The organism is Nocardia kruczakiae NBRC 101016, assembly GCF_001612965.1.
Lineage (GTDB): Bacteria > Actinomycetota > Actinomycetes > Mycobacteriales > Mycobacteriaceae > Nocardia > Nocardia kruczakiae.
Genome location: NZ_BDBL01000014.1, coordinates 114,841 through 129,457 on the forward strand (window position 1 = coordinate 114,841; position 14,617 = coordinate 129,457).

The following is a 14,617-nucleotide window of genomic DNA, read 5'->3' on the forward strand; positions in this document are numbered from 1 at the left end:
GAACGAGGGTGTCGTCCGATGCCGCTGGATGTGCCGGTCGCTCCGATTCCGCTGGTTGCGCTGCGGCATCGGGGTGCCGGGGACGCTCGCGTCCGGCGGAGTCCACCGGTTCCGGTGATGGTGTGGGGTCGGATGTGGGTGTTTCGGGCACGGCTGGTCCTCCTGAGGGTGTGCGGTATCGGCCCGCGACCGAATCGGTCTGGCGGGCTGTGAGATTCGGGATGTCAGGGGTGGTGCGGCGCGGTGGCCGGGAGTATCACGCGGATCCGTGAGCCGGGGTCGGCGACCGCGATGGAGCCGTGGTGCAGGTCGACCACCCAGCGGGCGATGGCGAGCCCGAGCCCGGTGCCGCCGTCGTCGGTGCTGCCGCCGCGGGTGAAGCGGTCGAAGATGCGCTCGCGTTGCGCGGGAGGAATGCCGGGCCCGTCGTCCTCGACATCGATGACGAGGTGCTCGCCCGCGGCGTGGGCGAGCAGGCGGACTTCGCCACCGGCAGGGCCGTGCCGGGCGGCGTTGTCCAGCAGGTTCAGCAACACCTGATGCAGGCGGGCGCGGTCGGCGTACACCGTCGCGGTGGCGGGATCGATCGTGCTGCGGAAGTGGATACCGCGCCCGAGGGCGGCGGTCATGACCTCCGCCTCGGCGGTCACCGTCGCGAAAGTCGGTGCGATATCGAATTGTTCGCGGTCGAGCGGGATCGCTCCGGCCTCGATGCTGGACAGATCGAGTAGCTCGGAGACGAGCCGGCCGAGCCGTTCGGTCTGTGCCAGTGCGGTTTCCAGTGTTTTCGGGTCGGGCTCGGATACGCCGTCCACCAGGTTCTCCAGCACGGCGTGCAAGGCGGTGATCGGGGTGCGCAACTCGTGCGAGACATTGGCGATCAGTTCGCGGCGTTGCCGGTCGGCGGCGGCGAGGTCGGTCGCCATCCGATTGAACGCCTCGGCCAGCTGCCCCACCTCGTCGCGGGAGGACGCGCGCACCCGACTGGTGTAGTCGCCGTGTGCCATGCGTTGCGCCGCGGCGGTCATCTCCCGCAGCGGCGTGGTGATGCCGTGCGCCAGGAATTGGGACGACACCAGGGCGATGAGCATCGCGGTCAGTGTGGTCATCGGCGGCAGCCAGCCGATCCGGTGACTGAACCAGGCGAAGGCGAGCCCGCCCGAAAAGGTCATCAGGACGGCCAGTTTGAGTTTGATGGATCGGATTCGATCCAGCGGCCGCGGTAGCCGATCCGACAGCTGCGTCACCAGTCTCGAAGTCCGGACATCGGCACGGTCGCCGGCGTCGAGGCCGGCCCGCGCGCTCATCGCGTCTCCAGGGCATAGCCGACGCCGTGGACGGTGCGAATCAGGTCGGCGCCGAGTTTGCGTCGTAACGCCTTGATATGACTGTCGACGGCCCGGGTACCGGCCGCATCCGCCCAGTCCCAGACCTCTTCGAGGAGCCGCTCCCGGGCGAGCACCGCGCGGGGACGGCGGGCGAGACGGGCCAGCAGATCGAATTCCAGTGGCGTGAGCTGGGCTTCGACCCCGCCGCGCCAGACCCTGCGCTGATCGCTGTCGATGCGCAGATCGCCGACCACGGTGACCGCCCCGCGCTGATCACCCGCACGCTCGACCCGCCGCAGCAGCGCATGCACACGTGCGGTGAGCACCCGCAGCGAGAACGGTTTGGTCAAATAGTCGTCCGCGCCCACACCGAGTCCGATCAGCTGGTCGGTTTCGTCGGTCCGCGCGGTGAGCATCAGCACCGGTATCGAGCGCTCGGCCTGGATCCGCCGGCACACCTCCAGCCCGTCGTAGCCGGGCAGCATGACGTCGAGGACCACCAGGTCCGGTTCGAACGTCTGCGCGGCCGCCACCGCCGCCGGACCGTCCGGGGCCGTGGCGACCGTGAACCCTTCGGCCCGCAGCCGCGCCGCGACCGATTCCGCGATCGTGGATTCGTCGTCCACGACCAGGATCCGCCGCGCCGGCGTGCCCTCCACCAGTGGGTTCTGTTCCATGCTCCGGGAGCCTAGCGATCTCGTGTGGAGAGAACCGGTATCAGTTGTGGAGATTCTGTGTGGCCGGTCGCGGTATCAGTCGCGGCGGCGCAGATACTCCAGTAACTCATTGTGCAGCAATCCGTTCGACGCGACCGCACCTCCGCTGAGAGGGTTGGGAGTGCCGTCGAAGCCGGTGAAGGTGCCGCCGGCCTCGGTGACGATGACCGCGTTGGCGGCCATATCGCCCGGGGACAGGCGGGGATCGGCGCAGCTGTCGATCGCGCCCTCGGCGAGCATCATGTAGGACCAGAATTCGCCGTAGGCGCGGGTGCGCCAGACGTCGCGGGACAGGTCGAGAAAGTTGTTCAGCCGGCCGTCCTCTTCCCAGGCGGTGACGGTGGAGTAGGCGAACGAGGCGTCGGTGAGATGGGAGACGCCGGAGACTCGCAGGCGGGAGGCCGAGGACAGGCTGCGGCCGGTGAAGGCGCCGTGGTCTTTCGCGGCCCACCAGCGGCGGGCGAGGGCGGGCGCGGAGACGACGCCGACGATGGGCCGATAGCCGCCTGGGGACACCTCGAGCAGGGAAATCTGCGTGGCCCACACCGGAACTCCGCGCACATAGTTCTCGAGTCCGGTGATGGCGCCGACCACCCAGCAGCGCGGACCGTCACCCTCCAGTCCGTCGCCCGCACCGAGGACCGCGTCGCGCGGGCGGGACCGGCGCAGCTGGCCGCGGACGAGTTTCTCCACGGCGTTCTCGCCGTCGGTCACCGCGGTCAGATCCGGTCTCGACCGGACTGCGAGATCGAGGCCCTTGAACCGGTCCATATTCACGGCGTCGGCGGAATCGGCGAGGACATGGGCGAAACGGAGATCGTCGTCGAGGTGGTCGTGCACCACTGCAAGCTATCCGCCGCCGATGGACACTGCCACCGCCTCGGGTCGGCCCGCGAGCACCGCAGGCGCCGGACGAACGGCGTCGGCCGCAGCCATCTCACAGCTGCGCGAGCCGGGGTGCGGTCGCGCGCGTGCGCACCCAGGCGCCCGCTTCGCGCGTCAGTTCCGCTGCGCTGCCGAGCAATCCGTCGAGGACGAGGGCCCGGCGGGCGTGCCGATGGAAGTCGTGTTCGGCGGTGAACCCGATGCCGCCCAGGACCTGTTGGCAGTGGCGGGCCGTCAGGCGGGCGGCGTGGCCGGCGGCCGCTTTAGCCAGGAGCGCGCCGAGATCGGTGTCGGCAGCGGCCAGGGTCGCCTCGGCGCCCTCGATGGCTACCAGTGTCTCCGCCAGCCGGTGCCGGACCGCCTGATGTGCGGCCAGCGGACGGCCGAACTGGATACGGTCGAGGGCGTGGCGGCGAGCCAGATTCAGCATCGCGCGGCTGGTCCCCACCAGCCACCACGCGAGGGCGCGACGTCCCTGCGCCAACGGGAGCGTCTCTCCCGCGAGGACTCGGCGCACAGGGAGTTCCGGGTCGAGCGCCGGTACGGCGGAAACCGGTTGTCCGGCAACGGCTCGTCCCCACACCACCCAGCGACCCCCGGCGAAGGGGAGCGCGACAATGGCCGGCAGGTCGCGGCCCGCCCCGTGGGCGACCACATCGTTGAGGACGGGCGCGTGGGCGCCGGTCTCACCGAGCAGCCGGAATACCAGAGGAATCGCCACCTCCGGCGATTCGGTCAGCAGATCGAGCCAGCCGAAGTCGAGCAACGCACGATCGAGCGAGTCGCCGGTGCTGCCGGTCATGGTGGCGCGCAAGGTCTCGGTCAGTAGCGCGATCTCATCGGCGTCCATGGTCATCCGTTCGAAACATGTTGTGGTGCAGTGCAACCGGGGTCGCGGTCCGGCGGCGGCCGGACCGGGACACGCTGCGCCCCAGAGGGGGTCGAGGTTTCGGGCCACATGCGACGGGCACGCGGGGTATGCGAACCCGCGTCTCATTCTCGGCCCAGGTCGAGCAGGCGGCGCGCGATGATGTTGCGCTGGATCTCGGCGGTCCCGCCGTAGATCGTGGCCGCGCGCGAATACAGATATTCGGTGCGCCATTCCTCGTCGTCGAATTCGACCGCACCCGGGAGCATATCGCGCGCGGTGTCGAAGAGCCGCTGTTCGGCGGTGGCCAGCAGCACCTTGTCGATCGAGGTTTCGGGGCCGAGACGCTGCCCCTCTGCCAGCCGTCGCTGGGTGGCGTGCGAACGGCAGCGCACGGTGTGCAGGGCCAGATAGGCGGTCCCCAGAGCGGCGTCGTCGCGCAGGTCCGTGTCCGCGACCAGCGCGTCCAATCGGGTGAACAGGTAGGCGATGCGGTGCCAGAAGCAGGTGGACCGTTCGTGCGGCAGCAGATCCATCGCCACTCGCCACCCGTCTCCGGGCTCGCCGAGCATGCGCTCGCCGGGCACGGCGACGTCGTCGAAATACACTTCGGCGAATTCGTCGACGCCGTGCATGGTCCGCAGGGGGCGCACGGTGATCCCGGGGGAGTCCATATCGACGAAGAACGCGGTGATGCCCTCGTGGCCCGGCGCGGTGCGGGTCAGCAGAACACAGCGGGCGGAGTACTGGGCCAAGCTGGTCCAGACCTTCTGGCCGCTGATGATCCATTTGTCGCCGTCGGCAACGGCTTTGGTGCTCAGGGATGCCAGATCGCTACCGGAACCCGGTTCGGAGAACCCCTGGCACCACTGTTCGCGCCCCGACAGCAGCGCCGGCACCATCGCGGCGGCCAGTTCCGGCCGGGCGTAGGAGATCATCGTGGGCGCCAGCACTTCCACCATCGAGTAGATGCCGGGTTCGGCCAGGCTTCGAGTGGCGACTTCCTCACCGAGTACCGCTCGCAGCACCGCCGGCCCGCCGAGCCCGCCGACCTGTTCGGGCCAGCCGTAGCGCATCCAGCCCGCGTCGAAGAGGGCGCGCCGCACCCGGGCCAGCTGGGCGACCTGGCCGTCGAGGGTGCGGTCCGGGCCCGGCGTGAGGTCGTGGTCGGCCAGCCACCGACGCAGCTCGTCCCGGAACGTCGCTGTTTCCGTGATACCCATATCTGTGATTGCCTCGATCACTCTGTGCGAACGCCACTTTCGGGCCGGATGCCGATCAGACAGCAGGACGGTCGAATGCGTGCGGAATACCCGAGTCGTGGTCGCCGCTGCGCCGGATGAAGGTCATCGCGCGGGTCTTGATCCGCCAGCCGTCCTCGGTGCGGACATAGGTGTCGCTGTAGTAGCCGATCCGCATGTCGTGGGTGGAGTGCTCGACGAAACACAACGTCTGCGTGCCGGAGGCGTTGTCGCCGTCGAGTTCTAGCACCGGTGTGCCGGTCATGAACAACCCCTTGGGCGCGGCCGCCACCAGCTCGGGGAAGACGTCCAGGGTGTAGTTGTCGCCGAAGGCGCTGTAGGTCCCGTCGGGGGTGAACACCGCCAGCAGCCCCTCGATATCGCCCTTCGTGATGGTGACCGCGTAGCGCGCCAGCAGCTGCTGGATCTCGAGCAGATCGTCATTTCTGGACATACACTTTTCCGCCTTTCATCACGAATCGCACGTCCTGGGTCACGGTGATGTCGTCGACGGGATCGCCCGGCACACCGATGATGTCGGCGAGCAGGCCCGGAGCCACCCGGCCGCGGTCCTCGGCGTCGATGAGTTCGGCGGCATTGATCGTGCCGGCACGCAACACGTCGATGGGCTTCAGTCCGCGTTCGACCAGTGCCACCAGTTCGTCGGCGTTGCGGCCGTGCGGGATGGCCGGCGCATCGGTGCCGACCGCGATGCGCACCCCGGCGTCGTAGGCGGCCTTGACCGACAGGCGCGCCTTCGGGAACATTTCCGCGGCCTTGGCCTGCAGCGCCGGATCGGCCTTGGAGACGTCCATGGCGTCGGCCAGGCGGGTGGTGGGCACCAGCCAGGTGCGGGCGGCGACCATCTGCGCGATGGTTTCGTCGTCGATCAGGAAACCGTGTTCGATGCAGTCGATTCCGGCGGCGATGGCGTGGCGCACCGCCTCCGCGCCATGGGTGTGCGCGGCGACCTTGAGTCCGCGCCGATGCGCCTCGTCGACGATCGCGCGCAGTTCATCGTCCGAATAGTGTTGTGCGCCAGGCGCTCCGGTGAGCGACATGACGCCTCCGGAGACACAGATCTTGATCAGCTGGGCGCCGTATTTGATCTGGTAGCGCACCGCCCGGCGCACCTCGTCCACGCCGTTGGCGATGCCCTCCTCGATGGTGAGGTTCAAGACGTCGGGCATGAACGCGGAGAACATGGTCGGATCCAGATGTCCGCCGGTGGGGGTGATGGCGTGTCCGGCCGGCACGATCCTGGGACCGTCCACCCATCCCTTGTCGATCGCCTTGCTCAGCGCCACATCCAGCAGATAGCCACCGGTTTTGACGAACAGTCCCAGATTGCGCACGGTGGTGAATCCCGCGCGCAGGGTGCGGCGGGCGTTGCCCACCGCGCGCAGCACCCGGGTGGCCGGATCGTCGGTGACGCTGGAGGCCAGTCCGGTTTCCCCGCGCCCGCCCATCAGCAGGTTGACTTCCATATCCATCAGGCCGGGTAGGAGCACCAGATCGCCGAGATCGAGGACCTCGCCCTCGGGTTGGCCGCCCACGCCGACGATGCGGTCGTCTGCGACCCGCACCACGCCGGGCCGGATGATCTCACCGGAATCGATGTCGAGAACACCGGCGGCCTTCAGCGTCAGCATCGGCCTACACCACCGTCTCGCGCACGAGATCCAGATAGGCCGCGCCCGAATCGGGCACTCGTGGCTGCTTCCACACCTCGACCGGGAACGACACCATGATCAGCGACTGCATCAGGTGGGTCAGATACCGTGCGTCGTCGGGCATGTCGTCGAGCGGGAACTGGTCCAGATAGTCGAGCGCCTCCTCGAGCCGGGGGAATGTGGCGTCGTAGAAGGCTTGCATCTGCGCCATATCGGAGGCGAGCCGCTTGCGATAGCGTTCGGGCTCGGTATCGATGATCCAGTCGGAGAACTTCTCCAGTTCGGCGAATTCCCCGGGCAGTTTCTTCGTCTCAGACGTCGGCATCGCGGTACTCCTGAACTTTGCGCTGCGCGACATGATGGAGATGCCGCAGCAGGACTTCCTGGTCGTTGAGCGGGAATTTCTTGACGACACCGGTTTCCAGCATCGTCTGGGTGGCCTCCAAGGTGTTGGCGTCCTGCAACGCGTATTCCTTGAACGTCACGCCGGCCAATTCCTGGCGCAGCCGTTCGCGGGCGTTCTTGGGAGGTACGAAATACAGATTCGCCTCGAAGATGTGCGTGCGCACCGAGGTCGGCCACCAGTTGTAGGTGAGAAACCAGCCCGGCGCCCACACCAGGATCGCGAAATTGGGGAACACATCGAATTCGTCCACGCCCCAGGCACGATGGCCGGACGGATTGATACCGGCGGGCATGGGATCCAGCCCCTCGATATCGGGCCGGTCCCACGGACCGAACAGGCCCGAGCGCAGCACCCGCTCGATCGGCTTGACCATGTCGAGGTCCTTCGGCGGCGCCATACCGCCCCACGAGGACACCATCGAATGGGGAGTGTCGATCTGGTAGTGCAATGCCTCGAAGCCGATGTCGGCCAGTTTGTCGGCCTCGTTCTTCACCGCTTGCTTCATATGCAGGATCGGCGCGTGATAGAACTCGGCGAACGCGTCGATGAACAGTTTCCAGTTGCTGCCCACCTCGGCCTTGTAGCTGTAGACCTCGGTGAATTCGTGGAAGGGAAACCCCTCCAGTCCCTTCACCATCGGGCCGAGATAATCCTGCAGCGGCGGGGCCTCGGGGTCGACATTGACGAAGATGAACCCCTCCCACACCTCGCAGCGCACATCGGCGAGGCCGTAGTCGGCCTTGTCCATCCCGAAGAATTCCTTCTCCTGCTGGACGAAGGTGCAGGTGCCGTCGAGGTTGTAGCGCCAGGCGTGGTACTTGCAGGTGAACTGCCGGCAGGTGCCGGAGGTCTCCTCGTTCGGGAAGTCGTCCCACACGAGTTTGTTGCCGCGGTGGCGGCAGATGTTGTGGAAGGCGCGGATCACGTCGTCGGTGCCGCGCACGATGATCAACGACGTCGCGATGCAGGCCAGTTCCTTGGTGAAGTAGCTGCCTTTGCGCGGCAGCAGCACGTCGCGGCCGACGCACAGCCAGCTCGTGCGGAAGATGGCGTTGCGCTCGTCCTCGTAGAACTGCGGGTCGATCGAATCGGTGTAGTCGACGGTGCCGGTCCCCAGTTCGGGATAGTGCTCGGTCCAGCTTCCGGCGGCTGGTTTGCTGAAGTGCGGCAAGGGATTACCTCTCGTGATCGGGCTGGATGCCGAAGGTGTTGAAGGCCATCGCGACCATGGCGTAGCCGCCGACGGTGAAGACCAGATCCATGCGCTGGCGTTCGTCGAGGTAGTCGCTCAACGCGGCCCAGGTGGTGTCCGACAATTGCGACTTCTCGTCGAGTTCGTCGACCGCCGCGAGCAGCAGGCGATCGAAGTCGCCGGTGAGCCGTCCGTCGCGGATCCCGTCGACCTCGGCGTCGGACAGGCCGGTCGAGTCGGCCATCGCGACATGGTGGGCCCATTCGTAGGCGCACTGACGGCGGTGCGCGATGCGCAGGATCGCGATCTCGCGCACGCGCGGCGGCAAGGTGGATCGGAACAGCAGATAGACGCCGAAGCCGAGATACGCCTCGGCCAGGTCCGGATGTCTGGCCAGAGCCGACATCGCGGGTCCGGCGCCGTCGGGATTGCGCCGAGCACGTGGCAGCAGAGCGGCCAGGGCGCCGCGGGTCCGATCGTCCCATTGATCGGCCGGCAGGGGCGGCAGGCGCATCCTCTCCTCCTCTCATTCAGGAGAATGACATTCTCCTCAACGGACCAATAGATTTTCACGACGGGGGCCGACTCGTCAACGTCCACCGGGAATCGATCGAAAGTGGCTGGTCGGAAGCGGTTCATGCGAGGTGTGTGGAGTGCTCATCGGTCGTCGCTACCGGTGACGGCGCCCGTTCGGCCCGGCGGGCGAGTGTGGGCGCCGGGCGTCCCGGGCGCAGAAGTAGAAGGTTGATTCTCCAAATATGAGAAGATAGTTTTCTAGTTGCGTAGTCCAGCAAAGAGGAGTCGAGAGCATGGCAGCCCTGCGTCCCGGTGAACAGCTCGCCAGTACCGTCTGCGGCACCAAGGTGGTGGTGGTGCGCGCGCCCGCCGATGCCGATCCCGTAGTGACCTGTGGCGGAAGCCCTCTGGTTCCCGCCGCGAGCGCACCGCCGATCGCCCCCGCCGCGGGGGAGCCGGTGACCCTGATCGGGAAGCGCTACGTCGACGCCGCCGACACCGTCGAATTGCTCTGCACCAGTTCGGGTTCCGGTGAGCTGAGCTGCGACGGCGCCCCCATGACGATCAAGGCGGCCAAGGCGCTGCCCGCCTCGGACTGAGTCGTGCGGTGACCGGAGAGCAGGAGTGCGCATGTCCGCCGGAATGACCTTCGAGCCGACCGAGGATCAGCAGGTGATCCGCTCGGCGGTGGCCGAACTGTGCCGCAAATTCGACGACCGCTACTGGATGAGCAAGGACCAAAACCACGAATTCCCTGCGGAGTTCTACCAGGCGATCGCCGCCGGCGGCTGGCTCGGCATCACCATCCCGGAGGAGTACGGCGGCCACGGGCTCGGACTGACCGAGGCGACCATCCTCGCCGAGGAGGTCGCACGCTCGGGTGGCGCGATGAACGCCGCCACCGCGATCCACCTGTCCATCTTCGGCATGCAACCGGTGGTCAGATACGGATCCGAGGAACTCAAGCGGCGGACGCTGCCGCGGGTGGCGGCCGGCGACCTGCACGTCTGCTTCGGTGTCACCGAACCGGGCGCGGGCCTGGACACCAGCCGGATCACGACCTTCGCCCGCCGCGACGGCGACCATTACATCGTCAACGGCCGCAAGGTGTGGATCTCCAAGGCGCTCGAGTCGGAGAAGATCCTGCTGCTGACCCGGACCACCGGCTACGACGAGGTGACGCGCAAAACCGACGGAATGACCCTGTTTCTCACCGATATCGACCGCGCGCACATCGATATCCGCCCGATCACCAAGATGGGCCGCAACGCGGTCTCCTCCAACGAGGTGTTCATCGACGATCTGCGGATTCCGGTCGAGGATCGGGTGGGCGAGGAGGGCGAGGGTTTTCGCTATCTGCTCGACGGACTGAATCCGGAGCGGATGCTCATCGCCGCCGAGGCGCTCGGCATCGGTCGTGTCGCGCTCGACCGTGCGGTCAAATACGCCGGTGAGCGTGTGGTCTTCGACCGGCCGATCGGCATGAATCAGGGCATCCAGTTCCCGCTCGCCGATTCGCTGGCCCATCTGGACGCCGCGGAACTGGTGCTGCGCAAGGCGACCTGGCTCTACGACCACGGTAAACCCTGTGGCCGCGAGGCGAATACGGCCAAATATCTGTGTGCCGACGCCGCCTTCATCGCCGCCGACCGCGCCATGCAGACCCACGGCGGGATGGGATATGCCGAGGAATACCACGTGGCCCGCTACTTCCGTGAGGCGCGCGTCATGCGCATCGCCCCCGTCAGCCAGGAGATGATCTTGAACTACCTGGGTTCGCACATACTGGGATTGCCGAGGAGCTACTGATGCCGGCACGAGGACTTTTCGATCTGACCGGCCGCGCGGCCATGGTCACCGGCGCCGCGGGCGGCATCGGATCGGCGGTGGCGCAGGCGCTCGCGACGGCGGGCGCCGCGGTACTGGTCGCCGATATCGACGCCGCCGCAGCGGCGGCGGTCGCCGACAAGATCGTCGGCGCCGGTGGGCGCGCGGCGAGTTGCGGGCTGGACGTATCCGACCGTGCCGCAGCCGATTCCGCGGCCGAGCAGGGCGCGGCGCTGGCCGATGGCACGCTGCACATCGTGGTCAACAACGCCGGTGTGACGGCGCCGGCGATGTTCGGCGCCACCACCGTGGATTCGATGCGCCGCCTCTACGACATCCACGCGCTGGGCACCTTCAACTGCGCGCAGGCGGCGCTGCCGTATCTGCCTACCGACGGCACCGGGCGCATCATCAATGTCACCTCCTCGGCCGGGCTGACCGGAACCCTGGGGCAGGTGAACTATTCGGCCGCCAAGGCCGCGATCGTGGGCATCACCAAATCGCTGGCCCGCGAGCTGGCCCGCAAGAACATCCTGGTGAACGCGCTGGCGCCGCTGGCGGCCACGCCGATGACCACGACCATCCGCACCGACGAGAAGTTCGCCGCGCAGATGCTGAACCGAATTCCGTTGCGCCGCTGGGCCGAACCGGACGAGGTGGCCGGTGCGTTCGTCTTCCTCGCCTCCGACGCCGCCTCGTTCGTCACCGGGCAGGTGCTGCCGGTGGACGGCGGCATGGTGATGTGATGATCATCGATCCGCAGGCGTCGGGCCCGCTGGCCGGGGTGACGGTGGTGGCGCTGGAACAGGCGGTGTCCGCGCCGATGTGCACGCGCACCCTCGCCGACTTCGGGGCCCGGGTGATCAAGGTGGAGAACCCGGACGGCGGTGACTTCGCCCGCTGTTACGACGACGTGGTCGAGGGGCAGGCCGCGCATTTCGTCTGGGTCAACCGCGGTAAGGAATCGGTCACCCTGGACCTGAAATCGGCTGCGGGCGTGGATCTTCTGCATCGCCTGCTGGACCGTGCCGACGTGCTGGTCGCCAATCTCGCACCCGGCGCCCTCGACCGGCTGGGATTGTCACCGGCGGAGTTGGAGAGCCGGCACCCGGATCTGATCTCGCTGACCATCGACGGCTTCGGCGCGGGCGGGCCGCTGTCGCACAAACGCGCCTACGACCTGCTGGTCCAGGCCGAGGCCGGAGTATGCGCGGTGACGGGAACGGCCGGCGCGCCCGCCAAACCCGGGCCACCGGTAGCGGATGTGACCACGGGTCTGTACGCGGCGCTGTCGATCGTGGCCTCGCTGTGCGGGCGGCTGCGCCGCGGGCCGGGCCCGGGCACGGCGATATCGGTGAGCCTGTTCGACACCATGGCCGAGATGATGGGCTATCACCTCACCTACGCCCGGCACAGCGGCATCGACCAGCAGCCGCTCGGTATGAGCTCACCCGCCGTGGCGCCCTACGGCGCCTACCCGACGGCCGACCGACAGACCGTGGTGCTGGGGACGACGAACGACCGGGAATGGCAGCGCCTGGCGCGCGACATATTGCAACGCCCGGATCTCGCCGCCGACGAACGCTTCCGCACCAATCCCGGCCGGGTCGCCCATCGCGCCGAGCTCGACGAGGCGATCGGAAGCTGGTGTGCGCGACACGATCTGGCCGAGATCCAGGCGGCCGCCGACGCCGCCGGAATCGGCAACGCGCGCTACAACCGGCCGAGCGAGGTGCTGGCCCACCCGCAACTGTCCGAGCGCGACCGCTGGCGCGGTATCGACACCCCGAACGGGCCGATCCCCTCGCTGTTGCCTCCCGCCGTGATCGAGGGCTACCACCCGCCGATGGGCGCGGTACCGGGACTGGGCGAGCACACCGACGCGATTCTCACCGAAATCGGCTGCAGCGCGGACGATATCGCGCGATGGCGAGCGGCGGGCGCGATCGGCTGCAGGTACGCGGGGGCGGCTGCCGCTCATGTTCGGTGACACGGTCCTGCTCTGCGCCGATCACGAAGGGGTACGAACCCTGACCTTGAATCGGCCGCATCACAAGAACGCGATCGACGCCGAACTGTGGTCGGCGCTGCAGGACGTATTGCGCGCCACCGCGACGGATCTCGACGTACGTGCGGTGGTCATCACCGGCCAGGGTGGCGAATTCTGTTCCGGCGCCGACATTTCCACGCCCGACAACACGCATCCGACCTACCGGATGCGGGCGCTGACCGAGGTCGCGCTGGCCCTGCACGAACTGCCCATGCCGACCGTGGCGAAGGTGCGCGGCGTGGCCGTGGGCGCCGGCTGGAATCTGGCACTCGGCTGCGACTTCGTCGTTGCCACTCCTCACGCCCGGTTCTCACAGATCTTCGCCCGGCGCGGGCTGTCGCCGGATCTGGGCGGCACCTGGCTGCTGCCCAAGATCGCCGGGCTGCAACAGGCGAAAAGGCTTGCGCTGCTGGGCGAGACGATCGACGGCGAACAGGCGCGCGAGCTGAACCTCGTGACGTGGCTGTGCGACGACGCCGAGATCGACGCGTTCGTCGACGACCTGGCGGCGCGGCTGGCGGCGGGCCCGCCGGTGGCGCTGGCCCAGACCAAGGCACTGCTCAACGAGGGCGCCGACCGCAGTCTGCGGGAGGCGCTGGCCGGGGAGGCGCGGGCACAGGGCATCAATTTCGCCACCGCCGACGCACCCGAGGCCTTCGCCGCCTTCGCCGAGAAACGCTCACCCCGGTTCAGCGGCCGCTGGACGGTGACCAGGCCGCCGATCCGCCGTACGGACCGGCCCGACAAGGAGAGTCGAACAGATGCGTGAGGTAGTCATCGCCGCGGCGGTCCGCACCCCGATCGGCAAACGCAACGGCGCCCTGGCCGACATCCACCCCGCGGACCTGTCCGCGCTGGTGCTGACCGCGCTGGCCGAGCGCACCGGTCTGGATCCGGCCCTCGTCGACGACGTCATCTGGGGATGTGTCTCCCAGGTCGGCGACCAGTCCTCGAATATCGGCCGCTACGCGGTGTTGGCCGCGGGCTGGCCGGAGGCCGTCCCCGGCACCACGATCAACCGCGCGTGCGGATCCGGCCAGCAGGCAGTCGATTTCGCCGCCGCCGTGGTCGGTTCGGGGCAGCAGGACCTCGTGATCGCCGGCGGTGTGGAGGTGATGAGCCGGGTTCCGCTGGGCTCGGCTCGCGCCACCGGTATGCCGTACGGGCCGAAAGCCCGTGCCCGCTATCACGATTTCTCCTTCGACCAGGGCATCTCGGCCGAACTGATCGCCGAGAAGTGGGGGTTCACCCGCACTCGTCTCGACGACTACGCCGCACGCTCGCACGAACTGGCGGCCGCGGCCGTCGACCGGGGGGCCTTCGACGATCAGATCGTCGACGTGCCCGCCGGTACGGCCACGATCGGCGCCGACGAGGGCATCCGCCGCGGCACCTCCGCCGAGACGCTGGCCCGGCTGAAACCGGCCTTCCGCGCCGACGGCGTGATCCACGCCGGCAATGCGTCGCAGATCTCCGACGGTGCCGCCGCGGTGCTGGTCACCACCCCGGAGCGGGCGCGTGAACTCGGCCTGAGCCCGCTGGTCCGCTATCGCGCGGGCGCGGTGACCGGCGCCGATCCGGTACTGATGCTCACCGGCCCGATCCCGGCGACGGAGAAGGTGCTGCGCCGGTGCGGGCTGTCGCTCGCCGAGATCGGCGTATTCGAGGTGAACGAGGCGTTCGCGCCGGTGCCGCTGGCGTGGCTGGCCGAAACCGGCGCCGACCTCGACCGGGTGAATCCGCTGGGCGGAGCCATCGCGCTCGGCCATCCGCTCGGCGCCTCGGGCGCGGTCCTGCTGACCCGCATGATCCATCACATGCGCGACAACGGCATTCGCTACGGCCTGCAAACCATGTGCGAGGGCGGCGGCACCGCCAACGCCACCGTCGTCGAACTGCTGAACTGATCGGAGAA

The 14,617-nt window shown here is 68.2% G+C and carries 16 protein-coding genes; 6 read left to right on the forward strand and 10 right to left on the reverse strand.

The annotated features are described in order from the left end of the window. Nucleotides 1-224 precede the first annotated feature (224 nt). From NK1_RS12045 to NK1_RS12090, 10 genes are all read right to left on the reverse strand, one after another. Entirely contained in the window at nt 225-1,247 is a 1,023-nt protein-coding gene (locus NK1_RS12045) for a HAMP domain-containing sensor histidine kinase (protein WP_063008672.1), read from the reverse strand. Between the two features lie 56 nt (nt 1,248-1,303). After that, the gene (locus tag NK1_RS12050) at nt 1,304-2,005 is read right to left on the reverse strand and encodes a response regulator (RefSeq protein ID WP_063008607.1); all 702 of its coding nucleotides are present in this window, start codon (nt 2,003-2,005) and stop codon (nt 1,304-1,306) included. A 75-nt stretch (nt 2,006-2,080) separates the two neighbouring features. Continuing rightward, nucleotides 2,081-2,884 carry an inositol monophosphatase family protein gene (locus NK1_RS12055; protein WP_063008673.1) on the reverse strand — a complete coding sequence of 268 codons (804 nt, stop codon included), beginning with the start codon at nt 2,882-2,884 and terminating at the stop codon, nt 2,081-2,083. Between the two features lie 97 nt (nt 2,885-2,981). After that, nucleotides 2,982-3,785: an acyl-CoA dehydrogenase family protein gene (locus tag NK1_RS12060; RefSeq protein WP_063008608.1), complete on the reverse strand. Its 804-nt coding sequence runs from the start codon at nt 3,783-3,785 to the stop codon at nt 2,982-2,984. Nucleotides 3,786-3,922: 137 nt separating this feature from the next. Then, nucleotides 3,923-5,020, reverse strand: a complete 1,098-nt coding sequence (locus tag NK1_RS12065) for an acyl-CoA dehydrogenase family protein (RefSeq protein ID WP_063008609.1) — start codon at nt 5,018-5,020, stop codon at nt 3,923-3,925. A 55-nt stretch (nt 5,021-5,075) separates the two neighbouring features. Then, nucleotides 5,076-5,492 (reverse strand): nuclear transport factor 2 family protein, encoded by a 417-nt coding sequence (locus NK1_RS12070; protein ID WP_063008610.1) that lies wholly within the window; start codon nt 5,490-5,492, stop codon nt 5,076-5,078. Further along, nucleotides 5,479-6,690 carry a metal-dependent hydrolase family protein gene (locus NK1_RS12075; protein WP_063008611.1) on the reverse strand — a complete coding sequence of 404 codons (1,212 nt, stop codon included), beginning with the start codon at nt 6,688-6,690 and terminating at the stop codon, nt 5,479-5,481. The genes NK1_RS12070 and NK1_RS12075 overlap by 14 nt, the downstream gene beginning before the upstream one ends. A 4-nt stretch (nt 6,691-6,694) precedes the next feature. Then, nucleotides 6,695-7,036, reverse strand: a complete 342-nt coding sequence (locus tag NK1_RS12080) for a hypothetical protein (protein WP_063008612.1) — start codon at nt 7,034-7,036, stop codon at nt 6,695-6,697. Next, entirely contained in the window at nt 7,023-8,288 is a 1,266-nt protein-coding gene (locus NK1_RS12085; RefSeq protein WP_063008613.1) for an SRPBCC family protein, read from the reverse strand. The genes NK1_RS12080 and NK1_RS12085 overlap by 14 nt, the downstream gene beginning before the upstream one ends. Before the next feature lie 4 nt (nt 8,289-8,292). Then, nucleotides 8,293-8,823 (reverse strand): carboxymuconolactone decarboxylase family protein, encoded by a 531-nt coding sequence (locus NK1_RS12090; protein ID WP_063008614.1) that lies wholly within the window; start codon nt 8,821-8,823, stop codon nt 8,293-8,295. A gap of 295 nt (nt 8,824-9,118) precedes the next feature. Here NK1_RS12090 and NK1_RS12095 point away from each other — a divergent pair, with 295 nt between their 5' ends. From NK1_RS12095 to NK1_RS12120, 6 genes are read left to right on the forward strand one after another with little or no spacing between them, the layout of a single operon-like run. Further along, complete coding sequence (locus tag NK1_RS12095; protein WP_063008615.1) at nt 9,119-9,424, forward strand: hypothetical protein; 306 nt, start codon at nt 9,119-9,121, stop codon at nt 9,422-9,424. A gap of 31 nt (nt 9,425-9,455) precedes the next feature. After that, a complete protein-coding gene (locus NK1_RS12100) occupies nt 9,456-10,634 on the forward strand; it encodes an acyl-CoA dehydrogenase family protein (protein ID WP_174552716.1) in 1,179 nt (392 codons plus the stop codon). Then, entirely contained in the window at nt 10,634-11,398 is a 765-nt protein-coding gene (locus NK1_RS12105; protein WP_063008616.1) for an SDR family NAD(P)-dependent oxidoreductase, read from the forward strand. The genes NK1_RS12100 and NK1_RS12105 overlap by 1 nt, the downstream gene beginning before the upstream one ends. Beyond that, the gene (locus NK1_RS12110) at nt 11,398-12,642 is read left to right on the forward strand and encodes a CaiB/BaiF CoA transferase family protein (protein WP_063008617.1); all 1,245 of its coding nucleotides are present in this window, start codon (nt 11,398-11,400) and stop codon (nt 12,640-12,642) included. Before NK1_RS12105 ends, NK1_RS12110 begins: the two co-directional genes overlap by 1 nt. Continuing rightward, a complete protein-coding gene (locus tag NK1_RS12115; protein ID WP_063008618.1) occupies nt 12,632-13,471 on the forward strand; it encodes an enoyl-CoA hydratase/isomerase family protein in 840 nt (279 codons plus the stop codon). Before NK1_RS12110 ends, NK1_RS12115 begins: the two co-directional genes overlap by 11 nt. Next, entirely contained in the window at nt 13,464-14,609 is a 1,146-nt protein-coding gene (locus tag NK1_RS12120) for a thiolase family protein (protein WP_063008619.1), read from the forward strand. Before NK1_RS12115 ends, NK1_RS12120 begins: the two co-directional genes overlap by 8 nt. The last annotated feature ends 8 nt before the right edge of the window (nt 14,610-14,617 follow it).